Genomic DNA, 24,440 nt, shown 5'->3' with positions numbered 1-24,440 from the left:
CATCTTTCCGATATTACTCATCGGATTCTTATAGAAAAATCGCCAGTAATGGATAAACTATACAAACAAAATTATGTTTGCCCTTTTTTTATCAGTTAGGGATTGTATGACGCAAAATAACAATAGCCAGGTCAGCCGAGGCAATGACCCGGAGCAAATTGATTTACTTGATTTAATGCTGCAGCTGTGGCGTGGGAAGTGGGTGATAGCCACCTTTGTTGTTGTTTGTATCGCCCTGGCAATTGGATATCTCTCTGTCGCAAAGGAAAAATGGACCTCAAGTGCGATTATTACGCAACCAGATGCGGCCCAGATTGCCAGTTATTCTAATGCATTGAACATCCTTTATGGTACCGCAGCACCTACAATGCTTGACAACCAAACGCGCGCTATCGGTCGTTTTAGCTCCTCATTCTCGGCGTTGTCGCAGGCGCTTGATAACCAGGCAGTGCCTGAAAAACTGACGATCGAGCCCACGGTTAAAGAGCAGCCGCTCCCATTAATAGTATCGTATACCAGTACATCTGCAGAAGCTGCGCAAAAGCAATTGGCACAGTTCATCCAGCAGGTAGATGAGCAAACGGCTAAAGAACTGGCCGCTGACCTTAATGACAACATCAAAGCGCAGATAAAGACCCTGAATGATTCCCTGCAAAACCAGGAGAAGGTCGCTCAGGAACAGAAAGATCTGCGTATCAAACAGATTGCTGAGGCACTCAAGAACGCTGAAGCAGCGAAAATTACCTCGCCGCGCCTCCAGCAAACCCAGGAGGTGACTCAGGAAACGATGTTCTTGCTGGGAAGTGAGGGGCTGAGATCAATGATTGACAACGAAGCTTCTCTCCCGTTGGTCTTTCCCAGAGCTTATTACCAGACCAGGCGAAATCTGCTGGACATCCAGAATCTGAGCGTTAACCCAGACACGATCCACGTTTACCGTTATGTCATGAAGCCGGAACTCCCTGTGCGTCGTGACAGCCCGAAAAAAGCAATTACTCTTATTCTTGCCGTACTGCTGGGCGGGTTGCTTGGTTCCGGTTTTGTGCTTGGCCGCAACGCATTGCGCAACTACAAACCAAAAGTCTGATTTGCAGATTAAAAAAAACCGGGGATATTCCCCGGTTTTTTTATTTGTGACGTTTGCGAAGATTCTCAATCACCGCCGTCAAATCCAGCTCCTGATCCTGCAGTAGCACCAGCAGGTGATACATCAAATCAGACGCTTCATTCGTCAGTTCCTCGCGGTCATGCACGGTTGCGGCCAGCGCCGTCTCAACGCCTTCTTCTCCTACCTTCTGTGCGATACGCTTGGTTCCGCTGGCGTACAGTTTCGCGGTATAGGAACTCTCGGGATCCGCCGTTTTACGCTCTGCCAGCAGCTGTTCCAGTTGATACAGGAACAACCACTGGTGGCTCGCCTCGCCAAAGCAGCTGCTGGTGCCCTTATGGCAGGTTGGGCCGATTGGGTTTGCCAGCACCAGCAGGGTGTCGTTATCGCAGTCAGGCGTTATGCTCACTGCATTCAGGAAATGACCCGAGGTCTCGCCTTTGGTCCACAGGCGCTGTTTCGTACGCGAGTAGAAGGTCACTTTGCCGCTGTCGATTGTTTTCGCCAGCGCGTCCTGGTTCATATACCCTAGCATCAACACTTCGCCTGAGACGGCATGCTGGACAACCACCGGCAGTAACCCGTCCGTTTTTTCCCAGTCCAGCTGCGCCTGTTGTTGCTCTGTTAACATACCCTGATCTCCACGCCCTGGTCGGCCAGGTACGTTTTTAACTCACCAATATTAATAATCTGTTTGTGGAACACGGACGCGGCCAGCGCGCCGTCCACGTTCGTATCGCGGAAGGCTTCGAGAAAGTGTTCCATGGTGCCCGCGCCGCCGGAGGCGATCAGCGGAACGTGGCAGACCGCACGGACTTTTTTCAGCTGCTCGAGGTCATACCCGTTACGCACGCCGTCCTGGTTCATCATGTTGAGGACAATTTCGCCCGCGCCACGCTTCTGCACTTCCTGCACCCAGTCGAGCGTTTCCCACTGCGTCACGCGCGTGCGGCTTTCATCTCCGGTGTACTGGTTCACGTGGTACTTACCCGTTGCGGCGTCATACCAGGTGTCGATCCCAACCACAATACACTGCACCCCAAAACGATCGGCGAGGCGGGTGATCAGCTCCGGGTCGGCCAGGGCAGGGGAGTTAATCGAAATCTTGTCGGCGCCAAACGAGAGAATTTTGGCGGCGTCGTCAGCGGATTTAATACCGCCCGCCACGCAAAACGGAATGTCGATCACTTCCGCCACGCGTGCCACCCAGCTTTTATCGACCACGCGGCCATCGCTGGAGGCGGTGATGTCGTAAAAGACCAGCTCGTCGGCGCCTTCATCGGCATAGCGTTTTGCCAGCGGAACGATGTCGCCAATGATCTCGTGGTTGCGGAACTGCACGCCTTTCACGACCTGACCATCGCGTACGTCCAGGCAGGGGATTATCCGTTTTGCCAGCATTGAATCGCCTCCGTCACAGTAAATTTACCTTCCAGCAGGGCCCGGCCCACAATCACGCCCTTCACACCGGTACCGCGCAGCGCGGCCACGTCGCTGATATCACCGATACCGCCCGAAGACTGGAACGCCACATGCGGATAGCGTGCGCAGACCTCTTCATACAGCGAGACGTTAGAGCCCGCCAGCGTTCCGTCGCGGGAGATGTCCGTACACAACACGTGCTTCAGGCCAACGGGGAGATAGATATCGACCAATTCTTCCAGCGTCACGCCGGAGTTTTCCTGCCAGCCGCTCACGGCAACCTGCTTATTACCCTGTTCGTCAATACGCACGTCCAGCGCCAGCACCAGAGCATCGGCGCCAAAGCGGCGGAACCAGCCTTTCACGGTCTCAGGATCTTTCACGGCGGTTGAGCCCACCACCACGCGGGCCACGCCAGCGTCCAGCAGCGCCGCGACGTCATCTTCCGTACGCACGCCGCCGCCGACCTGGACGGGCACATCAACGCCCGCAACAAGTTGTTTTAGCAGCGGGATCTGGCGTTTCGCCGGATCTTTCGCGCCCGTCAAATCCACCAGGTGCAGTACCTGCGCACCCTGGGCGGCATAATCCTGCAGACGCGGCAGCGGGTCGTTTCCGTAGTCGCGCTGCTGGCCGTAATCGCCCTGATGCAGACGGACAACCGTACCGTCAATTAAATCTAACGCGGGAATAATCATCACATCTCCAGGAAGTTTTTCAGCAGCTGCGCGCCAGCGGCGCCAGAGCGCTCCGGGTGAAACTGCACGCCGAAGAAATTATCTTTCTGTACGGCCGCCGTAAACGCCTCGCCGTAGGTGCACTGGGCGATCGTATTCACGTTCACCGGCATGGCGTAGCTGTGCACGAAGTAAAAATACGCGCCGTCTTCGATGCCGCGAAACAGCCGGTCGCCCGCTTTGGCGTAGACGCGGTTCCAGCCCATATGCGGCAGAGGCAGGCCGCGATCGGTCATTTTCGGCACGTCTTCATCAATAATGCCCAGCAGGTCAACGCCGTTGCTCTCTTCGCTGCGGCGGCCCAGGATCTGCATGCCCAGACAAATGCCCAGCACCGGCTGGGTACAGGCTTTGATCAGGTCGACCAGCTCGCGTTCGCGAATCTGATCCATCGCCGCCTGCGCGGTGCCCACGCCCGGTAAAAAGAGTTTGTCGGCGCGCAGCACCACGTCCGGGTCACGGCTTACCACCGGCTCATAGCCGTGGCGCGCAATGGCCGATTTCACGGAGTTCAGGTTGGCGCATCCGGTATCCAGAATGACCACGTTCATTACAGCACTCCTTTCGATGAAGGTAGGGCGTCACCTTCCACGCGAATTGCCTGGCGCAGGGTACGGCCAAAGGCTTTAAAGAGACTCTCCACGCGGTGGTGGTCGTTCTTGCCCTTGGTCTTCAGGTGCAGCGTCAGGCCCATGGTGTAGGACAAGGAGCGGAAGAAGTGCTCCACCATTTCGGTGCTCAGATCGCCCACGCGCTGGTAGGTGAAATCAGCTTTGTATTCCAGGTGCGGACGGCCGGAGATGTCCATCGCGCAGCGCGCCAGACACTCGTCCATCGGCAGGACAAAGCCGAAACGGTTAATGCCGCGCTTGTCGCCGAGCGCCAGCTTCAGGGCTTCACCCAGCGCCAGGCCGGTATCTTCCACGGTGTGGTGATCGTCTATGTAGAGATCGCCTTTTACCGTAATTTCCATGCGGAAACCGCCGTGGGTGGCAATCTGGTCCAGCATGTGATCGAAGAAACCGACGCCGGTGTGGATCTTGCTGCCGCCTTCACGGTCCAGCCAGACCTTCACATCAATCTGCGTCTCTTTGGTGTTGCGCTCTACGTGGGAATAGCGGTCGCGTTTTGTGAGCTGCTCGCCAATCTTCGCCCAGTTCAGGTTGTTGCGGTCGTAGCGCAGCCCCGCGATGCCCATATTTTCCGCCAGAGTAATATCGGTGATGCGATCGCCGATGACATAGCTGTTGGTTTTATCCAGCGCATCTTCAGCCAGGTAGCGCTCTACCAGCTTCACCTTTGGCTTACGGCAGTCGCACTCGTCGGCCGGCATGTGCGGGCAAATCAGCACTTCATCAAATACCACGCCCTGAGAGGTTAGCACCTGCATCATCAGATTATGCGGGCCGTCAAAGTCCGCCTGCGGGAAGCTGTCGGTACCCAGACCATCCTGGTTGGTGATCATCACCAGCTTAAAGCCTGCTTTTTGCAGCTTAAGCAGCACCGGGATCACGTCCGGTTCAAAAGCCAGCTTGTCGAATCGGTCGACCTGAAAATCGGCTGGTGGCTCCGAAATAAGGGTGCCGTCACGATCGATGAAAAGGATCTTCTGGGTCATACTTTCTCCGCTTTCAGGGCGTCAATCACGCGCTGGCTCTCTGCACGGGTGCCTACGGTAATGCGCAGGCAGCCGCTCAGAGAAGGTTGTTTATTCTGGTCTCGTAAGATAATGCCCTGATCCCATAAAGATTTAAATACGGCACTCGATGCGGTGAAGCGCACCAGGATGTAGTTAGTTTCCGAGTCGAATACCTGCTCGACGCAAGGGATATCCTTCAGGGCGGTCACCAGATATTGACGTTCCTCCAGGATTTGCGCCACGCGCTCGCGCATCGCGTTGATCCCCTGTGGCGTCAGCGCCTGTGCCGCAATATCGGCAACCGGCGTTGAGAGCGGGTACGGGGCGATCACTTTCAGCAGCAGGTCGATGACCTCTTTATTTGCCAGGGTGAATCCGCAGCGCAGACCCGCAAGGGCATAGGCTTTCGACAGCGTACGCAGCACCACCAGGTGCGGATACTCTTCCAGCCAGCCTGCCAGCGTCGCCTGTGGGCAGAACTCGATGTAGGCTTCGTCGGCAACCACCAGCGCTTTACCGCGCGTCATTTCCAGCAAAGTGCGGATATCCTGCGGGTTGATAATCTGTCCGGTCGGGTTGTTCGGGCTACAGACAAATACCACTTTTACACCATCGAGATTGTCGGCGATCCCCTGAAGATCCAGCTGCCAGTTCTCCAGCGCCTGCACGTTGCGACACGCTACGCCGAAGGTTTCCGCGCTGACGCTGTACATGCCGTAGGTAGGCTGGCAGTACATCACCGCATCTTTGCCCGGCTCGCAGAAGGCGCGGATCAGCAGTTCAATGCCCTCATCCGCGCCGCGGCTGACCAGCACCTGCTCCGGCTTCACGCCCGCGTACTGCGCGTAGTTTTCAATCACCGCTTTCGGCTGACATTCCGGATAGCGGTTCAGCGTTTGCTGCGACAGTTCAAACTGCACCGCCGTCGGGAATTCGTTGGCGTTCAGCCAGACATCCCCTTTACCGCCCAGACGACGCGCCGACTGGTAAGGCGTCAGGCGACGGACATTTTCGCGGGCTAACTCTTCAATGTTCATGCTTGCTCCTTCAGGGCTGCAACGCGCAGCGTAACGGCATTTTTGTGGGCGGTCAGCCGCTCGGCGGCAGCCAGGGTTTCAATAGTAGACGCCAGTGACGCAAACCCTTCGCGGGAGAGCTCCTGCACGGTCATGCGTTTCTGGAAATCCGCCAGGCCCAGGCTCGAACAGGTTGAGGTGTAGCCATACGTGGGCAGCACGTGGTTGGTGCCGGAGGCGTAATCGCCCGCGGACTCCGGTGACCAGTCGCCGAGGAACACCGAGCCCGCGCTGGTAATGCTGTCAACCAGATCGCGCGCGTTGCGGGTCTGAATGATCAGGTGCTCCGGGCCGTACTGGTTGGAGATGGCAATACACTGGTCCAGGTCGCGCGCCACAATCAGGCGGCTGGCCGCTAGCGCCTGGCGTGCCGTGTCGGCGCGGGGCAGGTCGGCAAGCTGGCGCTCAACGGCTTCGCCCACGCGTTTCGCCATATCGGCATCCGGCGTCAGCAGGATGACCTGCGAGTCCGGGCCGTGTTCCGCCTGAGAAAGCAGGTCGGAGGCGACGAAGTCCGGCGTTGCGCCGCTGTCGGCAATCACCAGCACCTCAGATGGACCGGCAGGCATATCGATGGCCGCGCCGTCCAGACGCTGGCTGACCTGACGCTTGGCTTCGGTCACGTATGCATTGCCCGGGCCAAAAATTTTGTCGACCTTAGGAATGGATTCCGTGCCGAACGCCAGGGCCGAAATCGCCTGCGCGCCGCCCACTTTATAGACCGCCTGCACGCCGCAGAGCTTCGCCGCATAGAGGATCTCGTCGGCAATCGGTGGCGGTGAGCACAGCACCACTTTCTGACACCCGGCAATGCGCGCGGGTGTCGCCAGCATCAGTACGGTGGAGAAAAGCGGGGCAGAGCCGCCGGGGATATAGAGGCCAACGGATGCAACCGGGCGCGTGACCTGCTGGCAACGCACGCCGGGCAGGGTTTCGACATCCACGGTCTGCAGCTTTTGCGCGGTGTGAAAGGTATCAATGTTTTTCACCGCGACGGCCATCGCCTGCTTGATGTCGTCACCCAGACGATTGCTGGCATCAATGATTTCCTGCTCGGTAACCCGTAATGCGCCGACTTCCGTCTTGTCAAACTTCGCGCTGTATTCACGCAGCGCGTCATCGCCACGGGCTTTGACGTTATCCAGGATCTCCGCCACGGTGCGTGAGATGCTCTCAGAGGCGGAAATCGCCGGGCGCATCAGCAGCTCGCGCTGCTCTGCGTCGCTACAGGTATTCCAGTCGATGATTGTGTTAAAGCTCATGGCCATTACTCCATCATCTTCTCAATAGGCAGCACCAGGATGGAGCTTGCGCCCAGCGCCTTCAGTTTTTCCATGGTTTCCCAGAACAGGGTTTCGCTGCTCACCATGTGCATCGCCACGCGCTGCTGATCGCCCGCCAGCGGCAGGATGGTTGGACGCTCAGCGCCCGGCAGCAGGGCAATCACTTCATCCAGACGCTCGGTTGGGGCGTGCATCATGATGTATTTGGACTCACGCGCCTGAATCACGCCCTGAATGCGGGTCAGCAGCTTGTCGATCAGCTGCTGCTTGGCGTCGGCCATGTCGCCGTCGCGCTGAATCAGGCACGCTTTAGAGCGGTAGATCACTTCTACTTCGCGCAGACCGTTGGCTTCCAGCGTCGCGCCGGTAGAGACGAGGTCACAGATGGCGTCCGCCAGACCCGCACGCGGCGCCACTTCAACGGAGCCGTTCAGCAGACAGGATTTAAACTGCACGCCTTTCTGGTCGAGATAACGCTTTAACAGGTGAGGGTAAGAGGTGGCGATACGTTTGCCGTTCAGCGCGGCCGGGCCGTCCCACGCTTCGTCAACCGGCGTAGCTAGGGACAGGCGGCAGCCGCCGAAGTCCAGACGACGGAGGGTGAAGTAACGCGGATCTTCACCCTGCGCGCGGCGGGTCAGCAGCTCTTCTTCCAGCACGTTTTCCCCGATAATGCCGAGGTCAACGACGCCATCCATGACCAGGCCGGGAATATCGTCATCACGCACGCGCAGAATGTCGATGGGCATGTTTTCAGCCAGAGCAATCAGGCGCTGGGTGTGCAGGTTAATTTTAATCCCGCAGCGGGCCAGCAGTTCGCGTGAGTCATCGCTCAAACGGCCTGATTTTTGAATAGCTATGCGTAAGCGTGAGTTATCTAACATTCTTTATTCCTCGTTAACCTGTTTTAACCTGCCTGAATTTGGTCCAAAAAAAAGCCCCCGGAAGAAGATCTTCCGGGGGCTTTTTCATGCGTTCATGCACCACTGGAAGATCCAAACGTCTTCCAGCACACATCGCCTGAAAGACTAGTCAGGATGATGGTGATGATGGTGGTGTTTAAATTGAACGCGTGTCATATAAATTCTCGATGAATGCTTATTCATTTGATGTCTTTTAACCTAAACCAGTTGTACGACATATTGCAAGGGCTTTTTTTGATCATTAATTCATTTCATATTGATGCTATGAATTGTGTGTTCTGCCGGGCTGGCGTAGCCTTATAAAAGACGAGTGAGAGTCAGGAGAATTCGCATGAAAAAGGTCGCGATTGTCGGTTTAGGATGGCTGGGAATGCCGCTGGCGATGTCATTAGCCGCGAAAGGCTGGCAGGTGACCGGGAGCAAAACCACGGCGGATGGGGTAGAGGCAGCGCGCATGTGCGGTATTGATGGAGTTGAGCTGCGCCTTGAACCGGAGCTGGTGTGTGATGCTGACGATCTGGACACGCTGATGAACGTCGATGCGCTGGTGATCACGCTCCCCGCGCGGCGCAGTGGCCCGGGCGAGTCGTTTTATCTGCAGGCGATGCAGGAGATCGTCGACAGCGCGCTGGCGCACCATGTTCCGCGCATCATTTTTACCAGCTCGACGTCGGTGTATGGCGAAGTTGAGGGCGTGGTGAAAGAGAGTTCCGAGCGCCGTCCCGTGACGGCGAGCGGTCAGGTTCTGAAAGAGCTGGAAGACTGGCTGCATAATCTTCCCGGCACGCAGGTCGATATTGTCCGTCTGGCGGGGCTGGTGGGTCCAGGCCGCCATCCGGGACGCTTTTTTGCCGGTAAGTCTGCGCCAGACGGCCAGCATGTCGTCAATCTTGTGCATCTTGACGATGTTGTTGCTGCGATTGAGCTACTCTTACAGGCTCCGAAAGGTGGACACATCTATAATATATGTGCACCTTCTCATCCGGCACGCAGCACGTTTTACCCGCTGATGGCACGTCAGCTGGGCCTGGCTCCGCCGGTTTTTGGTGAGGCAAAGGATGACAGCAAAGGCAAAGTTGTTGATGGCAATCGCATTTGTCATGAGCTGGGGTTTGAGTATCAGTATCCCGATCCGCTGGTGATGCCCATGGAATAAGACCCGCAGCGGAGACGATCGCGCACCAGAAGGGGGCGAGCATGAAACCGCTGCTGGATGTTCTTATTATTCTGGATGCCCTTGAAAAAGAGGGGAGCTTTGCCGCTGCGTCAGCAAAGCTCTACAAAACCCCATCTGCGTTGAGCTATACCGTTCAAAAACTGGAAAGCGATCTCAATATCCAGATCCTCGATCGCACCGGGCACCGCGCACGTTTCACCCGTACCGGACAGATGCTGCTGGACAAAGGCCGTGAAGTCCTCCATACCGTTCGTGAACTCGAAAAACAGGCCGTAAAACTTCATCAGGGTTGGGAAAACGAGCTGGTTATTGGCGTAGATGATACTTTTCCGTTTTCTCTCCTGACGCCGCTGATTGAAGCCTTCTATCAACACCACAGCGTGACCCGGCTTATCTTTATCAACGGCGTGCTGGGTGGCTCCTGGGATGCCTTAACGCAGGGCAGGGCGGATATCTTTGTCGGTGCACTCCATGAGCCTCCCCAGCTGAGTGATTTTGGTTTTGCCCGGCTGGGCGTGCTCGAGCAGGTATTTGCCATAGCGCCTCATCATCCCCTGGCTCAGGAACCCGAGCCGCTTAACCGTCGCGTGATTAAAGGCTATCGCGCCATCGTGGTCGGGGACAGCTCTCGTCCGGAATGCTCGGTCTCCTCGCAGCTGCTTGATGAGCAGGAGGCCATTACCGTTTTCGACTTTAAAACCAAGCTGGAACTGCAAATAAGCGGCCTGGGCTGCGGCTATTTACCGCGCTATCTGGCGCAGCGGTTTATTGACAGCGGCGCGCTTGTTGAAAAACAGGTACTTGCTCAAAGCAGTAATGAATCGGTGTGGGTAGGCTGGAATGAACAAACTGCCGGGCTGGCCAGCGCCTGGTGGCGAGACGAGATTTTAGCAAATAGTGCTATCGCCGCCGTTTACTCTCAGCCCGACGTCCAGAAATCAGCCAGTTAGTAAAAAGAAAATTGTCCCATGCTTTGCAAAGTATTGCCTTTTGTATCCGATGTGGGGCAAAATGCGGCCGCTGCAACCAAATGAATAATCGACGATATAAAAGGCGTCGGTTATTTTTTTTTGCATGTACGAAACGAAACTAAAAACCAAGAGGCCGGGCTTCGTACCGGATAGATATTTACTAAAATCCGACAGTTGTTGTCGCTGAGGAAGAAAGAAATGGGGCAATTTTTCGCTTACGTGGCGGTTATCACCGTAAAGGAGAATAACTATGTCGCATAACGCAACTCCAAACACCTCTCGCGTGGAATTACGTAAAACGCTTACGTTGATTCCGGTTGTTATGATGGGCCTTGCCTATATGCAACCGATGACGCTGTTCGATACATTCGGTATCGTATCAGGCCTCACAGACGGTCATGTGGCAACGGCGTACGCCTTTGCGCTGGTCGCCATTCTCTTTACTGCGCTGAGCTACGGTAAACTGGTTCGCCGTTTCCCGTCTGCAGGCTCTGCCTATACCTATGCCCAAAAATCCATCAGCCCGGCGGTTGGCTTCATGGTGGGCTGGTCATCTCTGCTGGACTATCTGTTCATGCCGATGATCAATATTCTGCTGGCAAAAATTTACTTCGAAGCGCTGGTGCCTTCTGTTCCATCGTGGATCTTCGTTGTCGCGCTGGTGGCCTTTATGACCATCTCTAACCTGCGCAGCATCAAGACCGTGGCGAACTTCAACACCCTGATTGTTATACTGCAGATGGGTATTGTGGCGGTTATCGTTGGCCTGATCATCTACGGTGTTTCTCACGGTGAAGGTGCAGGTACGCTGACCAGCACGCGTCCATTCTGGTCTGAAGGTGCGCACGTTGTGCCGATGATTACCGGTGCGACGATTCTGTGCTTCTCGTTCCTGGGCTTTGACGGTATCTCTTCTCTGTCCGAAGAGACCAAAGATGCTGAGCGCGTGATCCCGAAAGCGATTTTCCTGACAGCGCTGATTGGCGGCCTGATCTTTATCGGAGCTTCCTACTTCCTGCAGCTGTACTTCCCGGACATCTCTCGCTTTAAAGATCCAGATGCGTCACAGCCTGAAATCATGCTGTATGTAGCGGGTAAGACCTTCCAGTGGGGCGTGCTGATCTTCTCCAGCGTGACCGTACTGGCGTCCGGCATGGCGGCACACGCAGGCGTTTCTCGTCTGATGTACGTGATGGGCCGTGACGGCGTATTCCCGACCCGTTTCTTCGGCTACGTTCATCCGAAATGGCGTACTCCGGCGTGGAACGTGCTGCTGGTTGGCGCTATTGCCCTGCTGGCGATTAAATTCGACCTGGTGACGGCGACCGCGCTGATTAACTTCGGTGCGCTGGTGGCGTTTACCTTCGTTAACCTCTCCGTGATCTCACAGTTCTGGATCCGTGAGAAGCGCAACAAAACGCTGAAAGACCACTTCAACTATCTGGTGCTTCCAGTATGTGGTGCCCTGACCGTGGGCGCGCTGTGGATTAACCTGGAAGAGAGCTCTATGGTTCTGGGTCTGATCTGGGGTGCTATCGGTTTGGTTTACCTGGCCTGCGTCACGAAGAGCTTCCGTAACCCGGTTCCTCAGTACGAAGACGTCGCGTAATGACTCGCCGGGTGGCGCTAGCGCTTGCCCGGCCTACAAAACGACACACCCGTTGGCCTGTGCCAGCGGGCAAAAAAAAGCCGGAGACATCGCCTCCGGCTTTTTTTATACCCCTCGCTCAGACAATCTCTTGAGCGTACTGGAACAGGGATTTCAACAGCGCCTGTTTCTCAGCATTCCCTTCATACTGGCCATAAAGCATTTCCAGCTCCTGGGCATAGCTATTAAGGAACTCAGGGGTAAAGACATTGCGACGATGCTGCAGCCAGCGATCCTGCTCTGCCTCGTCCAGCGTGCCGGGGAAATTACGTGCGCGGTAGTTAAACATCAGCTTTTCGATGCGTTTATCGGCGAAAGTAATATCCAGCGCCGGTAAGTTACGCGGCTCGGTTTGCTGAACGATATTCATCGCCGCGCGGTCGGCATCGCTGAAGAAGCCGTTGTAGAGCTGGGCATCCACGTTTTCAGACGGCACGAACGGCTCCGCCTCGGCAAAGATAGCAACTACTTTCTCGCGCACCTGCGGGTTATCGCGCAGCACTTTCAGGTTATCGAGGCAGCGCTGACGGTTAATGCCCAGTCTGTCCGCATCTTCCGGGCGCAGCGTATTCGCCTGCGCGAGTACCGGACATTTATTGATATGCACCAGTTTGACCGGCACCGCGGGCAGATCGCCGAGTTCATTTTTCGGGGTGTAAAGCCGTTCGCGCAGGGTATCGCTGTCGAGCTCAAGCAGCGGCGAAATATCGCCAGCTAAATCCACCATGATGACCGCATTACGGTTGTCCGGATGCCAGGCCAGCGGGGCGACCCAGCTGGTATTACCGCGCCAGGCACCAAACATGCCGGAAATATGCACCAGGGGTTTCATCTGCGGTACGTCGATAAGGGTCATGAGCTTCTGCTTGCTGCGGTGGCTCAGCAGATACTCAAACAGCCGGGGCTGCGCGTTTTTCACCAGCTTCGCCATGGCAATGGTGGCATAGACGTCCGCCATCGCGTCGTGGGCATTGCTGTGCTCGATGCCGTTGGCGCGCGTCAGGTGTTCCAGCCGGAAGCTGGTCAGCCCTTCCTCGTTTTCCGGCCAGTTAATGCCCTCAGGACGCAGGGCATAACAGGCGCGCATGATGTCGAGCAAATCCCAGCGTGAATTGCGGTTCTGCCAGCTCCAGGCATAGGGATCGTAGAAGTTGCGATAGAAGATGTTGCGCGTTACTTCGTCATCGAAGCGGATGTTGTTGTAACCGACCACGCAGGTATTGGGGACGGTAAACAGATCGTGGATGCGTCGGGCGAATTCTGCCTCGTTAACGCCTTTCTCGCGCGCTTCCTGAGGCGTGATCCCGGTGACCATGACCGCCCCGGGCTGCGGCAGGTAGTCATCAGCCGGTTTGCAGTAAAAGACCTCAGGCTCGCCAATAATGTTGAATTCGTCGTCGGTACGGATGGCGGCAAACTGCGCCGGTCGGTCCAGCGCCGGGTGCGTGCCAAAGGTTTCGTAGTCATGGAATAAAAAAGTCGGGCGAGCGGCAGAGTCAGACACCAGTAATACCATCCTGTTAAAAAATGACGTCACTATGGTAAACGATCGTGCGGTTCAGACCGAATAAAAAGCACCGCTGTCGAGCAAATTTGCGCGCCAGCTTCAGAGAAAAATCTGTGCTCTGTCACATTTTTTTGCAATTAAGCCAGGTAACGACATCAGAACTCCCGTAAAAAGGTCATCGATTTTTAATGACCTGAGGATATACCGTTGAAACGCCGTCTGTTTATTGCTGTTTCTTTACTCGCTTCGAGTGTCTCATCTGCTTTTGCGGCCGAACCACTGGATTTTTCGCCGCAGCCTCCGGCCATTCAGGCTGGCTCCTGGGTGCTGATGGACTACACGACTGGTCAGATCTTAACGGCGGGCAACGAACATCAACAACGTAATCCGGCGAGCCTGACCAAGCTGATGACGGGGTATGTGGTTGATCGGGCCATTGATAGCCATCGCATTACGCCGGACGACATTGTCACCGTCGGGCGTGACGCGTGGGCAAAAGGCAACCCGGTTTTTGACGGCTCATCGCTGATGTTCCTGAAAGAGGGCGATCGCGTCTCCGTGCGTGATTTAAGCCGCGGTCTGATTGTCGATTCTGGCAACGACGCCTGCGTGGCGCTGGCAGATCACGTGGCGGGCGGTCAGCCGCAGTTTGTGAAGATGATGAACGACTACGTGCAGAAGCTGAACCTGCGCGATACGCACTTTGAAACCGTCCACGGGCTGGACGCGCCGGGCCAGCACAGCTCGGCCTATGACCTGGCCGTACTCTCCCGGGCCATCATTCACGGCGAGCCTGAGTTTTACCATATGTACAGCGAAAAGAGCCTGACCTGGAACGGGATCACCCAGCAAAACCGTAACGGCCTGCTGTGGGATAAAACCATGAACGTGGACGGGCTTAAAACGGGGCATACCTCGGGAGCGGGCTTTAACCTGATTGCGTCCGCCGTTGACGGGCAGCGCCGTTTAATCGCGGTGGTGATGGGGGCGGACAGCCCGAAAGGCCGTGAGGACCAGGCCCGGAAACTGCTGCACTGGGGGCAGCAGAACTTCGATACGGTGCAAATCCTGCATAGCGGTAAAAAAGTGGGGACAGAGCGTATCTGGTACGGCGATAAGGAGCAGGTGAAACTGGGCACCGACCAGGACTTCTGGCTGGCCTTGCCGAAAGCGGAAGTGCCGAACATCAAAGCCAAATACGTGCTGGATAAAAAAGAGCTGGAAGCGCCGATTGCTGCGCATCAGCGGGTCGGGGAGATCCAGCTCTATGACCGTGACAAGGTGGTGGCGCACTGGCCGCTGGTGACGCTGGAAGCCGTTGATAAGGGCGGACTGTTCTCTCGCATGAGCGATTATCTCCACCACACGCTTTAACCGCTGATGGGCAGACTGGCAGGGTTGCGAGTCTGCTCACATAATAAACACTCCTCGTTTGCCGATAATAGTAATCCAGCTTTATAGTGTATAAATATACAGTAATAAATGGAGGCAGCATGGACTACAGCATCAAGCAGCAACAGAAACGTAAGATTGCCGGTTTTCATTTGGTCGGACCGTGGGAACAAACGGTAAAACAGGGCTTTGAACAGCTGGTGATGTGGGTGGACGGGCGCCACATTGAGCCGCTGGAGTGGGTTGCGGTCTACTACGATAACCCCGATGAGGTCCCGGCAGAAAAACTGCGCTGCGATACGGCCGTTACGGTGCCGGACGATTTCGTTATCCCGGAAAACAGCGAAGGCGTCATGATGACGGAAATCGCGGCCGGGGATTATGCCGTGGCGACGGCGCGCGTGGAAAACTACGACTTCGCCACGCCGTGGTATCAGTTCTTCAACTCTCTGCTGCAGGACAATAAGTACCAGATGGCACTTAAACCCTGCTTCGAACGCTATCTCAATGACGGCAATGCAGACGGCTACTGGGATATCGAAATGTATATCGCGGTAGAGCATAAAACGGCTTAGGCCTGCTAAATGAAGGGTTTTTCAGCCGGGAGCGATCCGCCCGGCTGAAAACACAGTACAATTGTGATTTGCCGTGTAGCTGGAGAGCGGGTGTGCGTCCCGACAAATCATTAACCCCTTTTGAAATTCGGTTGTACAAACATTACCGCGTGGTGCACGGGTGTCGCATCGCGCTGGCGTTCGTATTGACGTTTGTACTGGTCCGTTTGCTTGATGTTCCGGAAGGGACGTGGCCGCTGATCACCCTGGTGGTGGTGATGGGGCCCATCTCGTTTTGGGGGAACGTTGTTCCGCGCGCCTTTGAGCGAATTGGCGGGACGGTTTTAGGTTCGGCCCTTGGGCTTATTGCCCTGAAGCTGGAACTCATCTCATTTCCCGTGATGCTGGCATGGTGCGGGGCCGCCATGTTCCTGTGCGGCTGGCTGGCGTTGGGCAAAAGACCGTATCAGGCCTTGCTGATTGGGATTACTCTCGCGGTGGTTGTCGGTGCGCCCGCCGGGGATATGACCACCGCGCTGTGGCGAAGCGGGGATGTCATCCTGGGATCACTGCTGGCCATGCTCTTCACCGGCATCTGGCCGCAGCGCGCTTTTCTGCACTGGCGTATTCAGATGGCGAACTACGTCACCGCCTTTAACCGCGTCTATCAGGCCGGTTTTTCCCCGAATCTGGTCGAGCGTCCCCGGCTGGAAAAGCATCTGCAAACGATCCTCAACGACGTGGTCAAAATGCGCGGCCTGATCGCGCCCGCCAGCAAAGAAACCCGTATTCAGAAATCGATTTTCGAAGCCATCCAAACGGTAAGCCGCAATCTGGTCTGCATGCTTGAACTGCAAATCAACGCCCACTGGGCCTCGCGTCCCAGCCATCTGTTGATGCTTAACGCGCAGACTCTCAAAGAGACCCAGCAGATGACGCAGCAAACGCTGTTGACCATTGCCCATGCGCTCTATGAAGGGAACCCGCAGCCGATACTGGCCAACAGCGAGCGGCTGAATGAGATCGTTGCGGAGCTGAAGCAGTTAATCAATGAACGCCAGAGCGATAACGTTGCGGAAACGCCTATTCATGGCTACGTCTGGCTGAGCATGGAACTGGCGCGTCAGCTTGAGCTGTTATCGCACCTTATTTGCCGGGCGCTGCGCAAATAAAAGGCGTATGTGACGGCTGCTGCTTCGATTCAGCAGCAATTGGGGTTATGATAGCTTTAAACGATATACTCATTGTCATTCGCAGCCGCTGTCAGTAAGGTTATTGTTACAACGGTTGCCTTAACGAATCCGAATCTCACATTATCAGGGGTGTAAAAATGGAAACTACCAAGCCTTCGTTCCAGGATGTTCTGGAATTCGTCCGCCTGTTCCGCCGCAAAAACAAGCTGCAGCGTGAAATCCAGGACGTTGAGAAGAAGATCCGTGACAACCAGAAACGTGTTCTGCTCCTCGACAACCTGAGCGACTACATCAAGCCAGGTATGAGCGTTGAAGCTATTCAGGGCATCATTGCCAGCATGAAAAGCGACTATGAAGACCGCGTTGATGACTACATCATCAAAAACGCTGAGCTGTCCAAAGAGCGTCGTGACATCTCTAAAAAGCTGAAAGTGATGGGCGAAATCAAAAACGGCGAAGCAAAAAGCGAGTAATCGCAGCGAATAATGAAAAAGGCTCTCTGGTGACAGAGAGCCTTTTTTTATGATTCAGAACGCGGCTGTAGCTGATAAATCCAGGCCTGAACCTGCTTGCCTTCAAGGGTGGTCACCGTGACCTCAACCCGATCGTAGCCGTCTTCAAATTCGTCCAGCATTTGCCAGTGTGCGGCAAGGTTATCCGAGATAAACAGATAGCCTTCGACGCGGGGGCCGTCAGGGTGGAGCACAATTCCCGGGAAGTCCGCCGCGGCGCCCCAGCCGCGTTCGTAAAACGTGCCGGATACGGAACCGGCCAGCCATTCGCCGCCGATGTCTTCAAGAATATGCGCATTAGCGTGGCCCGGGCGCAGCGTGCCGTAGACAAACAGAGCGTTCATTTTCCCTCATCCGCAAAGCAAAAAGCCTGCTTTAAAAGCAGGCTTTTTAAATTTGGCTCCTCTGACTGGACTCGAACCAGTGACATACGGATTAACAGTCCGCCGTTCTACCGACTGAACTACAGAGGAATCGTTGTGGAGGCTTATCTTAGCGGCGAAAAAACTTTTGTCAAACCTGATCTTAGGGAAAATCGACTGATTGCTGATTCTGTCGTCAGTTTGTTGTAAATCCACACATCTTTTTCTGGAAAATACTTTGCAGGATTAGCATTTGTCCCCCATCATTTGAAATGGAGTTTCAACTTTTCTCGCTAAGGTCCATTTTGAACGTCACTGCCTCCTTACGCCAGGCGATAACGCGCACGCCATGGTATGCAAAACGTAAAAGCTATCGTGTCCTGTTCTGGCGTGAAATCACCCCCCTTGCCGTGCCTATCTTCCTGGAAAATACCTGCGTTCTGCTGATGGGGGTTTTGAGCACCTTCCTGGTGAGCTGGCTGGGAAAAGAGGCGATGGCTGGGGTTGGGCTGGCGGACAGCTTTAACATGGTGGTAATCTCGTTCTTTGCCGCCATAGATCTCGGGACGACGGTGGTGGTGGCCTTTAGCCTCGGCAAGCTTGATCCCAAACGTGCACGCGAGGCGGCCCGCCAGTCGCTGATGATCATGACCATTTTTTCGATCGTTCTGGCGGCGGTGATCCACTATTTCGGTAAAGAGATTATCGATTTTGTCGCCGGGGAGGCCACTAACGAGGTTAAAGACCTGGCGCTGACCTACCTGGAAATGACCGTCTTAAGCTATCCGGCGGCGGCCATTGCGCTGATTGGCAGCGGTGCGCTGCGCGGGGCGGGCAACACCAAAATTCCGCTGCTGATCAACGGCGGGATGAATATCCTGAATATCATTATCAGCAGCGTGCTGATCTACGGCGTGTTCTCGTGGGAGGGGCTGGGGTTCGTCGGTGCCGGACTGGGGTTAACCATTTCACGCTATATCGGTGCGGCAGCCATCATCGGGGTGCTGATGGCGGGGATCACCCCCTCGCTGCGTCTGACGCTAAAAAGCTATTTCCGCCCCTTTAATTTCGCCATTATCTGGGAAGTGATGGGCATCGGCATTCCCGCGAGCATTGAATCGGTATTGTTCAACGGCGGGAAGCTGCTCACGCAGATGTTTGTCGCCGGGATGGGGACCGACGTTATCGCCGGTAACTTTATCGCCTTCTCTATTGCCTCGCTGATTAACCTGCCGGGTAACGCGCTGGGTTCAGCATCCACCATTATTACGGGTAAACGGCTCGGGAAAGGGCAGATAGGCCAGGCGGAGCGGCAGCTGCGGCACGTGTTCTGGCTGTCAACCATTGGGCTGACGCTGATCGCCTGGGGAACCGCGCCGTTTGCCGGGCTGATGGCCTCGTTCTATACCCACGAAGACGACGTTAAAGAGGTCGTAAAGATCCTCATCTGGCTCAACGCGGCCTTTATGCCCATCTGGGCGGCCTCATGGGTATTACCCGCCGGGCTGAAAGGGGCGCGCGATGCCCGCTTTGCGATGTGGGTATCGATGCTCGGCATGTGGGGATGTCGCGTTGTCGCGGGGTATACGCTCGGGGTGATGCTTGGATGGGGTGTGGTCGGCGTCTGGCTGGGGATGTTCCTCGACTGGGCCGTGCGGGGTGCGCTGTTCTACTGGCGGATGGTCAGCGGACGCTGGCTGTGGAAATATCCGCGAAAAAATGCCTGACAATTGCGCGAAGTGGAGAATAATTCGGCAAACGATCGGAAATGTGCATTCTGCCTTTGACATCATGGGGGAGCATCGATAATATGCGCCCCGTTCACACGATTCCTCTGTAGTTCAGTCGGTAGAACGGCGGACTGTTAATCCGTATGTCACTGGTTCGAGTCCAGTCAGAGGAGCCAAATTTAAAAAGCCTGCTTTTAAAGCAGGCTTTTTGCTTTTCTGCGCAAGGTAAATGCAAAACGGCAACCTTGTTGCCGTTTTTAGTGTGTGCACCCTCTCCCGCTGGAGAGGGCTGGGGTGAGGGCACCAGCCCGCACAATGCACTATCGACCCAAACCAATCGGCGCCGTCGCCTCAACCAGCCACTCACGCGCATCGCTATTCACCAGAGGTGAAAGCACCTCGCGAACCTGCCGGTGATACGCATCCAGCCACTGCTTTTCCTGCTCGCTCAGCAGATGCAGCTCAACCTGACTTAAGTCGATCGGGATCAGCGTCAGCGAGGCAAATTTGCAGAAACCCGGATGGCTCTCCACAATCTCCACCTGGTTTTCAATACGAATACCGTGGCTATCGCCCAGATAGTAGCCTGGCTCGATAGTCATGATATTGCCCGCCACCAGCGGCCACGGGTTAACCTTTTTGGCGATGCGATGCGGGTTCTCGTGGATCAGCAGCTGGTGCCCCACGCCGTGTCCCGTGCCGTGATCGTAATCCAGCCCCATCTCCCACAGCGGGCGACGCGCAAACGCATCCAGCTGATGCCCCTGAGTCCCGGAAGGGAACTGCAGGGTAATGAGCGACAGGAAGCCTCTCAGCACGGCAGTGTAATGCAGGCGTTGCTGCGGATCGACGTTACCCCACGCCAGCGTGCGCGTGGCGTCGGTGGTGCCGTTAACATACTGGCCGCCGGAATCGTTCAGGTAAAAATGGTCATGGCCGATGGGCTTATTGCTGGCCTCGCTCGAATGATAGTGGCACATCGCCGCATTGCTCGAAGAGGCGGAGATGGTTTCAAAACTCTGCTCGATGAACCCGGGCTGCTGTTGACGGAACGCAAGCTGCTGCGCCTGCGCGTCCAGCTCGGTGAGCGGTTGTCCTGCCGCCTCGCGCCGCGGCACTTCGCGGCTCAGCCAGGCGAGGAAGTTGACCCACGCGGCCCCGTCCCGGTGATGGCACTCGCGATAGCCTGCCAGCTCGACCGGGTTTTTAGTCGCTTTCATCAGGGTGATGGGATCGGTCCGCCAGACAATTTCTCCCCGTGGCTCAATGGCGAAGCGCAGGGCCACCGGCGCGGAATCGGCATCAATCATCACCCGTTTGCCTACGGCAATCTGCTGACAGCGTTCAATAAAGGTATCCTGCGGCGCAATGGTGAACGCATTGCGCACACCGTCAGGCAGGGCGCTGAGCTTATTGTCATTAACAAACCACTCAACGTGACCGTCACGACCAAGAAGGGCAAAGGAGAGCGGTACCGGACTGTAAGGGATATCCGCACCACGGACGTTTAACAGCCAGGCGATGTTATCCGGCAGGGTGACGGCGAGATAATCGGCATTGTTTGCGGCCAGCACGGCGGCGACGCGCTGACGTTTGTCCGCGCTGCGTTCGCCGCTGTGTTCAACCGGCATCTCACGGATAAGCCCCGCCGGTGCGGCTGGGCGATCGGTCCATAGCGTGTCAAACGGCGAGACCTTCAGCGGCACCAGCTCGCACGGCGTGGCTGACAGTTGCTCAAACTCCGCGTTGGTCATCAGCAGCGCGTCAAAACCGATGCGCGTTCCTGCCTCAACGTTTTCTGCCAGCCATTCTGCCAGCGGCTCGTTGTGCAGGTGGTGGATCTCAACCTCATCCATATTGACCTGAACGCGCGCCTGAACCTGATAGCGCCCGTCGACGAACAGCAGCGCTTTGTTTTTCAGCACCAGCGCCACGCCGGCCGAACCGTCAAAGCCCGTCAGCCAGGCCAGCTTTTCGTCGTAAGGCGCGCAGTATTCGCTCTGCCAGGCATCCGCCCGCGGGACGATCATCCCGTCGAGATGGCTGGCCTCAAGCCAGTGGCGCAGGGCAGAGAGCGGTGATGTGCTGGACATTGTTTTTCCTTATCGTGATTAGCGGAATGGCGGCTCGTTGAAGGTGCGCAGCTTGCGCGAATGCAGCTTGTCGCCCTCCGCGCGAAGTAAATCAATCGCACGAATACCAATCTGCAGATGCTCAGAGATAGCCCCTTCGTAGAAACGGTTGGCCTGGCCCGGCAGCTTAATTTCACCGTGCAGCGGCTTGTCGGAGACGCACAGCAGCGTGCCGTAAGGAACGCGGAAGCGATACCCCTGCGCGGCAATGGTGGCGCTCTCCATATCGATCGCCACCGCGCGGCTCAGGTTGAACCGCAGCGCGGAGGCGGAGTAGCGCAGCTCCCAGTTGCGGTCATCCGTTGTGACGACCGTACCGGTGCGCAGGCGCTGTTTAACCTCTTCGCCCGGCATGCCGCTGACCTCTTTGGTGGCGTCATACAGCGCGCGCTGTACTTCGGCGATGCTCGGGATTGGGATATCCGGCGGCAGCACCGCATCAAGCACGTGGTCATCGCGCAGATAGGCGTGGGCCAGCACGTAGTCGCCAATCAGCTGGCTTTCGCGCAGGCCGCCGCAGTGGCCAATCATCAGCCACACGTCCGGGCGCAGTACCGCCAGATGGTCGCAGATGGTCTTGGCATTTGACGGGCCAACGCCGATGTTAATCAGCGTGATGCCCTGGCCGTCGGCGGTGATCAGGTGCCAGGCGGGCATCTGGTGCTTTTTCCACGCCAGGTCGGAAATGGCCTGCTCGGGCGCTTCGGTTTCAGCGGTGATCCAGATCCCGCCCGCGCAGGACAGCGCGATATACGGGCTCTCCGGGTCGAGGATCTGGCTGCAGCCCCAGCGGACAAACTCATCAACGTAGCGGGTGTAGTTGGTAAATAGCACGAACGGCTGGAAATGTTCGACTGGCGTACCGGTGTAGTGGCGCAGGCGCGCCAGAGAGAAATCGACCCGGCGGGCATCAAAATGCGACAGGGGAGAAAATTCTGCCGGGTGATAAATCCCGTCGGCCGTCTCATCGCCAATCTGGGAAAGTTCCGTCGTCGGGAAGTGGCGGGTCAGCCCCGCGCTCATGGAGCGGTCAAGGGTTAACGCCGAACCGTCAATCACGTACGGATACGGGATCTCATGCTGCGAGGGCTCAACGGCAATGTGCGCGCCGTAATCCTGGTTCAACAGCGTGAGTTGTTCTTCAAGATACGGTCGGAACAGCGCGGGGCGGGTGACGGTGGTGCTGTAGCAGCCGGAGTGGGTAAAGCGCGCGTAGGCGCGGGTTTTGGGATTACTGCTGGCGCTGCCGTCCCAGGTCACAGAGAGCGATGGATAAACAAAAAGGCCCTCGGTTCTGGCCTTTTGGTCGGGAAGTTTCCCTGTTTCGATATATTCGCTGATGGCGCCGCGCAGCGCGTTGACGGACTGTTCGTACAGCGCGTCGAGTTTTTCCAGCGCCTGAGCCGGGGTCAGGCTGGAGCCCTTATTATTCATCTCTGTCTCCTTGTTCCACAGGTGTGCGACTCTACCCGATAGTATGTCACACGCCTGTGAAACAAAAGGGAGATCAGCCGTGGCTCGTCTCTTTCATCAGCAGCGCCGTCGCCGCCGACAGCAGGCAGCCGGCCAGCAGATAAATCGCCACGCTGTGCCAGTTGCCGCCGGAGAAGGTCACCAGCGCGGCGGCAATAAACGGCGTAAATCCGCCACCGACCACGCTTGCGACCTGATAGCCCACGCCCGCGCCGCTGTAGCGGTAGCTTGCGCCAAACAGTTCGGTGAACATCGGCTGCTGCACGCAGACCACCATATCGTGAGCGATGTTGGCGAGCATGATGGCGAAGAAGACAATCCAGAAGATCGACTGCGCCTCGAGCGCCATAAAGAACGGCCAGGCGCTGAGGGTGCCAATCAGCGCCCCGGTGATGTAAACGCGACGGCGGCCAAACCTGTCCGCCAGCCAGGCGAAGCAGGGGATAGTCAGACAGCTGATCCCGCCGACCAGCAGGCCAATATTCAGGAACAGCTCGCGCGGCAGACCAAGGTTTTGCGTCGAGTAGTTCAGCGCAAACGCGGTGACGATATACATCGTCAGCAGTTCGCACAGGCGCAGGGCGATAATTTTCAGAAAAGCGCCAGGGTGCTGAATCAGCGCTTCCATCACAGGCAGACGCTTTTTGGCGAGCGGTTTTTCCAGCTGTTGTTTTTCAAACTCAGCCGACTCCTCCATCCCGTTGCGGATCCACAGCGCGGCGATGACCAGCACGATGCTGAAGATGAACGGAATGCGCCAGCCCCAGCTCAGGAACTGCTCGTCGGTGGTGAGCTGGCTGATTAGCGATACCAGCCCGGTGGAAAGCAGAAGGCCCACGCCGTACCCGACCTGTACGCCGCTGCTGTAAAACGCTTTCTTATTTTTCGGCGCGCTCTCTACGGACAGCAGCGCCGCACCGCCCCATTCGCCGCCTACGGCGAAGCCCTGGATGGCGCGCAGGGTGACCAGCAGTACCGGTGCCCACCAGCCAATGGTGGAAAACGAAGGGAGAATACCAATCAGCGCGGTGGCGATCCCCATCATCCAGACGGTGAGCATCAGCATGCGCTTGCGGCCCAGGCGGTCGCCGAAGTGGCCGAAGATCACACCGCCCAGCGGGCGAAACAGAAAGCCGACGCCGAAAGTGGCAAACGCGGCAAGCGTGCCCATCGCAGGGCTGACCTGGGGAAAAAACTCGCGGTTAAACACCAGGGCGGCAGTGATGCCGTAAAGCAGAAAATCATACCAGTCGACGACGGCACCCGCGAAGCTGCCTAAAGCTGCGCGGCGGGCACGATTGAGCGAAGGTGTCTCCTCGTTGGGACGATCGGAGATGAGGGTGGAGTCCATAGTTGTCCTGTCCGTACTGATTTTTAATTATTGGTATAAGAAAAGGTCACTCACATAGCGGCCGTCATATAAACGGAACCTATGAGACTACCGCGACAGAACGCCTGAGAAAACGTTTTTATCTTTCCGGATGGTGCTGAATAAATAAATTTCATCCCCGCCTGCAGCGAGATAATTGTGTCTTCTGGCTCCGTTAAAGGCTGAATGGTTTACAGTAATAGTGACCGCTGCGTAAGTTAAGCTGAGGGAA

The 24,440-nt window shown here is 56.4% G+C and carries 24 protein-coding genes, 2 tRNA genes and 1 other annotated feature; of the genes, 11 read left to right on the top strand and 15 right to left on the bottom strand.

Annotated features, from left to right (window positions below; genetic code table 11):
• Positions 1 to 106 precede the first annotated feature (106 nt).
• The gene (wzzB, locus tag NI40_RS14500; protein WP_039263846.1) at positions 107 to 1,087 is read left to right on the top strand and encodes an LPS O-antigen chain length determinant protein WzzB; all 981 of its coding nucleotides are present in this window, start codon (positions 107 to 109) and stop codon (positions 1,085 to 1,087) included.
• 40 nt (positions 1,088 to 1,127) lie between these two features.
• Here the strand turns inward: wzzB and hisIE are convergent, their stop codons facing one another.
• From hisIE to hisL, 9 genes are all read right to left on the bottom strand, one after another.
• On the bottom strand, positions 1,128 to 1,739 hold the full coding sequence (hisIE, locus tag NI40_RS14495; RefSeq protein WP_039263829.1) for a bifunctional phosphoribosyl-AMP cyclohydrolase/phosphoribosyl-ATP diphosphatase HisIE: 612 nt from the start codon (positions 1,737 to 1,739) through the stop codon (positions 1,128 to 1,130).
• A complete protein-coding gene (gene hisF, locus NI40_RS14490; RefSeq protein ID WP_039263828.1) occupies positions 1,733 to 2,509 on the bottom strand; it encodes an imidazole glycerol phosphate synthase subunit HisF in 777 nt (258 codons plus the stop codon). The genes hisIE and hisF overlap by 7 nt, the downstream gene beginning before the upstream one ends.
• Positions 2,491 to 3,228, bottom strand: coding sequence for a 1-(5-phosphoribosyl)-5-[(5-phosphoribosylamino)methylideneamino]imidazole-4-carboxamide isomerase (hisA, locus tag NI40_RS14485; RefSeq protein ID WP_039263827.1), 738 nt, complete (start codon positions 3,226 to 3,228; stop codon positions 2,491 to 2,493). Before hisA ends, hisF begins: the two co-directional genes overlap by 19 nt.
• Positions 3,228 to 3,818, bottom strand: coding sequence for an imidazole glycerol phosphate synthase subunit HisH (gene hisH / locus NI40_RS14480; protein WP_032636077.1), 591 nt, complete (start codon positions 3,816 to 3,818; stop codon positions 3,228 to 3,230). The genes hisA and hisH overlap by 1 nt, the downstream gene beginning before the upstream one ends.
• Positions 3,818 to 4,885, bottom strand: coding sequence for a bifunctional histidinol-phosphatase/imidazoleglycerol-phosphate dehydratase HisB (gene hisB, locus NI40_RS14475; protein ID WP_032636078.1), 1,068 nt, complete (start codon positions 4,883 to 4,885; stop codon positions 3,818 to 3,820). Before hisB ends, hisH begins: the two co-directional genes overlap by 1 nt.
• Complete coding sequence (gene hisC, locus NI40_RS14470) at positions 4,882 to 5,943, bottom strand: histidinol-phosphate transaminase (protein WP_039263826.1); 1,062 nt, start codon at positions 5,941 to 5,943, stop codon at positions 4,882 to 4,884. The genes hisB and hisC overlap by 4 nt, the downstream gene beginning before the upstream one ends.
• Positions 5,940 to 7,244: a histidinol dehydrogenase gene (gene hisD, locus NI40_RS14465; RefSeq protein WP_039263844.1), complete on the bottom strand. Its 1,305-nt coding sequence runs from the start codon at positions 7,242 to 7,244 to the stop codon at positions 5,940 to 5,942. The genes hisC and hisD overlap by 4 nt, the downstream gene beginning before the upstream one ends.
• 5 nt (positions 7,245 to 7,249) lie before the next feature.
• Positions 7,250 to 8,149 (bottom strand): ATP phosphoribosyltransferase, encoded by a 900-nt coding sequence (gene hisG / locus NI40_RS14460; RefSeq protein ID WP_028018500.1) that lies wholly within the window; start codon positions 8,147 to 8,149, stop codon positions 7,250 to 7,252.
• 45 nt (positions 8,150 to 8,194) lie between these two features.
• Positions 8,195 to 8,318 (bottom strand) — a sequence feature (His leader region).
• Complete coding sequence (gene hisL, locus NI40_RS23965; protein WP_001364200.1) at positions 8,294 to 8,344, bottom strand: his operon leader peptide; 51 nt, start codon at positions 8,342 to 8,344, stop codon at positions 8,294 to 8,296. It overlaps the preceding feature by 25 nt.
• Before the next feature lie 175 nt (positions 8,345 to 8,519).
• Between hisL and NI40_RS14455 the strand changes: the two genes are divergently transcribed.
• The 4 genes from NI40_RS14455 to NI40_RS14445 all read left to right on the top strand — a co-directional run bounded on the left by NI40_RS14455 (position 8,520) and on the right by NI40_RS14445 (position 11,945).
• Positions 8,520 to 9,344 carry an SDR family oxidoreductase gene (locus NI40_RS14455; protein WP_039263825.1) on the top strand — a complete coding sequence of 275 codons (825 nt, stop codon included), beginning with the start codon at positions 8,520 to 8,522 and terminating at the stop codon, positions 9,342 to 9,344.
• A gap of 41 nt (positions 9,345 to 9,385) precedes the next feature.
• The gene (locus NI40_RS14450) at positions 9,386 to 10,315 is read left to right on the top strand and encodes a LysR substrate-binding domain-containing protein (protein ID WP_039263823.1); all 930 of its coding nucleotides are present in this window, start codon (positions 9,386 to 9,388) and stop codon (positions 10,313 to 10,315) included.
• 219 nt (positions 10,316 to 10,534) lie between these two features.
• Positions 10,535 to 10,597 carry a membrane protein YoeI gene (yoeI, locus tag NI40_RS23960; protein ID WP_099458931.1) on the top strand — a complete coding sequence of 21 codons (63 nt, stop codon included), beginning with the start codon at positions 10,535 to 10,537 and terminating at the stop codon, positions 10,595 to 10,597.
• Complete coding sequence (locus NI40_RS14445; RefSeq protein ID WP_023336236.1) at positions 10,587 to 11,945, top strand: APC family permease; 1,359 nt, start codon at positions 10,587 to 10,589, stop codon at positions 11,943 to 11,945. The genes yoeI and NI40_RS14445 overlap by 11 nt, the downstream gene beginning before the upstream one ends.
• Before the next feature lie 118 nt (positions 11,946 to 12,063).
• Here the strand turns inward: NI40_RS14445 and sbcB are convergent, their stop codons facing one another.
• Positions 12,064 to 13,500 carry an exodeoxyribonuclease I gene (gene sbcB / locus NI40_RS14440; RefSeq protein WP_414453175.1) on the bottom strand — a complete coding sequence of 479 codons (1,437 nt, stop codon included), beginning with the start codon at positions 13,498 to 13,500 and terminating at the stop codon, positions 12,064 to 12,066.
• Between the two features lie 198 nt (positions 13,501 to 13,698).
• Here sbcB and dacD point away from each other — a divergent pair, with 198 nt between their 5' ends.
• The 4 genes from dacD (at position 13,699) to NI40_RS14420 (ending at position 17,103) form a co-directional block, all read left to right on the top strand.
• Positions 13,699 to 14,865 carry a serine-type D-Ala-D-Ala carboxypeptidase DacD gene (dacD, locus tag NI40_RS14435; protein WP_032658759.1) on the top strand — a complete coding sequence of 389 codons (1,167 nt, stop codon included), beginning with the start codon at positions 13,699 to 13,701 and terminating at the stop codon, positions 14,863 to 14,865.
• Positions 14,866 to 14,984: 119 nt separating this feature from the next.
• Positions 14,985 to 15,458: a DNA gyrase inhibitor SbmC gene (gene sbmC / locus NI40_RS14430; protein WP_033145946.1), complete on the top strand. Its 474-nt coding sequence runs from the start codon at positions 14,985 to 14,987 to the stop codon at positions 15,456 to 15,458.
• 92 nt (positions 15,459 to 15,550) lie between these two features.
• Complete coding sequence (locus NI40_RS14425; protein ID WP_039263821.1) at positions 15,551 to 16,609, top strand: FUSC family protein; 1,059 nt, start codon at positions 15,551 to 15,553, stop codon at positions 16,607 to 16,609.
• Positions 16,610 to 16,767: 158 nt separating this feature from the next.
• Entirely contained in the window at positions 16,768 to 17,103 is a 336-nt protein-coding gene (locus NI40_RS14420; protein ID WP_008499467.1) for a DUF496 family protein, read from the top strand.
• Positions 17,104 to 17,150: 47 nt separating this feature from the next.
• Here the strand turns inward: NI40_RS14420 and NI40_RS14415 are convergent, their stop codons facing one another.
• Together NI40_RS14415 and NI40_RS14410 are read right to left on the bottom strand one after the other, a co-directional pair.
• Positions 17,151 to 17,486, bottom strand: coding sequence for a gamma-glutamylcyclotransferase family protein (locus NI40_RS14415; protein WP_045142990.1), 336 nt, complete (start codon positions 17,484 to 17,486; stop codon positions 17,151 to 17,153).
• Positions 17,487 to 17,539: 53 nt separating this feature from the next.
• A tRNA-Asn gene (locus NI40_RS14410) sits at positions 17,540 to 17,615 on the bottom strand.
• A 161-nt stretch (positions 17,616 to 17,776) separates the two neighbouring features.
• Here NI40_RS14410 and emmdR point away from each other — a divergent pair.
• Entirely contained in the window at positions 17,777 to 19,231 is a 1,455-nt protein-coding gene (gene emmdR / locus NI40_RS14405) for a multidrug efflux MATE transporter EmmdR (RefSeq protein WP_123244567.1), read from the top strand.
• A 103-nt stretch (positions 19,232 to 19,334) separates the two neighbouring features.
• Positions 19,335 to 19,410: transfer RNA gene (locus NI40_RS14400), tRNA-Asn, on the top strand.
• Between the two features lie 144 nt (positions 19,411 to 19,554).
• Here the strand turns inward: NI40_RS14400 and NI40_RS14395 are convergent.
• The 3 genes from NI40_RS14395 to shiA all read right to left on the bottom strand — a co-directional run bounded on the left by NI40_RS14395 (position 19,555) and on the right by shiA (position 24,190).
• Positions 19,555 to 21,327, bottom strand: coding sequence for an aminopeptidase P family protein (locus tag NI40_RS14395; RefSeq protein WP_039263818.1), 1,773 nt, complete (start codon positions 21,325 to 21,327; stop codon positions 19,555 to 19,557).
• Between the two features lie 18 nt (positions 21,328 to 21,345).
• On the bottom strand, positions 21,346 to 22,800 hold the full coding sequence (locus NI40_RS14390; protein ID WP_039263817.1) for an AMP nucleosidase: 1,455 nt from the start codon (positions 22,798 to 22,800) through the stop codon (positions 21,346 to 21,348).
• 73 nt (positions 22,801 to 22,873) lie between these two features.
• A complete protein-coding gene (gene shiA, locus NI40_RS14385; RefSeq protein ID WP_039263816.1) occupies positions 22,874 to 24,190 on the bottom strand; it encodes a shikimate transporter in 1,317 nt (438 codons plus the stop codon).
• Positions 24,191 to 24,440 lie beyond the last annotated feature (250 nt).

The organism is Enterobacter sp. E20, assembly GCF_000801755.2.
Classification (GTDB): Bacteria; Pseudomonadota; Gammaproteobacteria; order Enterobacterales; family Enterobacteriaceae; genus Enterobacter; species Enterobacter asburiae_B.
The sequence above is the reverse complement of the archived record's forward strand: the minus strand, read 5'-3'. Positions and strand labels throughout refer to the sequence as shown.

Excerpts from the sequence above, each read along its gene's own strand:
- wzzB (WP_039263846.1), top strand. The coding sequence starts at position 107 with ATGACGCAAAATAACAATAGCCAGGTCAGCCGAGGCAATGACCCGGAG.
- hisIE (WP_039263829.1), bottom strand. The coding sequence starts at position 1,739 with ATGTTAACAGAGCAACAACAGGCGCAGCTGGACTGGGAAAAAACGGAC.
- hisF (WP_039263828.1), bottom strand. The coding sequence starts at position 2,509 with ATGCTGGCAAAACGGATAATCCCCTGCCTGGACGTACGCGATGGTCAG.
- hisA (WP_039263827.1), bottom strand. The coding sequence starts at position 3,228 with ATGATTATTCCCGCGTTAGATTTAATTGACGGTACGGTTGTCCGTCTG.
- hisH (WP_032636077.1), bottom strand. The coding sequence starts at position 3,818 with ATGAACGTGGTCATTCTGGATACCGGATGCGCCAACCTGAACTCCGTG.
- hisB (WP_032636078.1), bottom strand. The coding sequence starts at position 4,885 with ATGACCCAGAAGATCCTTTTCATCGATCGTGACGGCACCCTTATTTCG.
- hisC (WP_039263826.1), bottom strand. The coding sequence starts at position 5,943 with ATGAACATTGAAGAGTTAGCCCGCGAAAATGTCCGTCGCCTGACGCCT.
- hisD (WP_039263844.1), bottom strand. The coding sequence starts at position 7,244 with ATGAGCTTTAACACAATCATCGACTGGAATACCTGTAGCGACGCAGAG.
- hisG (WP_028018500.1), bottom strand. The coding sequence starts at position 8,149 with ATGTTAGATAACTCACGCTTACGCATAGCTATTCAAAAATCAGGCCGT.
- NI40_RS14455 (WP_039263825.1), top strand. The coding sequence starts at position 8,520 with ATGAAAAAGGTCGCGATTGTCGGTTTAGGATGGCTGGGAATGCCGCTG.
- NI40_RS14450 (WP_039263823.1), top strand. The coding sequence starts at position 9,386 with ATGAAACCGCTGCTGGATGTTCTTATTATTCTGGATGCCCTTGAAAAA.
- NI40_RS14445 (WP_023336236.1), top strand. The coding sequence starts at position 10,587 with ATGTCGCATAACGCAACTCCAAACACCTCTCGCGTGGAATTACGTAAA.
- sbcB (WP_414453175.1), bottom strand. The coding sequence starts at position 13,500 with ATGGTATTACTGGTGTCTGACTCTGCCGCTCGCCCGACTTTTTTATTC.
- sbmC (WP_033145946.1), top strand. The coding sequence starts at position 14,985 with ATGGACTACAGCATCAAGCAGCAACAGAAACGTAAGATTGCCGGTTTT.
- NI40_RS14420 (WP_008499467.1), top strand. The coding sequence starts at position 16,768 with ATGGAAACTACCAAGCCTTCGTTCCAGGATGTTCTGGAATTCGTCCGC.
- NI40_RS14415 (WP_045142990.1), bottom strand. The coding sequence starts at position 17,486 with ATGAACGCTCTGTTTGTCTACGGCACGCTGCGCCCGGGCCACGCTAAT.
- emmdR (WP_123244567.1), top strand. The coding sequence starts at position 17,777 with ATGGAGTTTCAACTTTTCTCGCTAAGGTCCATTTTGAACGTCACTGCC.
- NI40_RS14395 (WP_039263818.1), bottom strand. The coding sequence starts at position 21,327 with ATGTCCAGCACATCACCGCTCTCTGCCCTGCGCCACTGGCTTGAGGCC.
- NI40_RS14390 (WP_039263817.1), bottom strand. The coding sequence starts at position 22,800 with ATGAATAATAAGGGCTCCAGCCTGACCCCGGCTCAGGCGCTGGAAAAA.
- shiA (WP_039263816.1), bottom strand. The coding sequence starts at position 24,190 with ATGGACTCCACCCTCATCTCCGATCGTCCCAACGAGGAGACACCTTCG.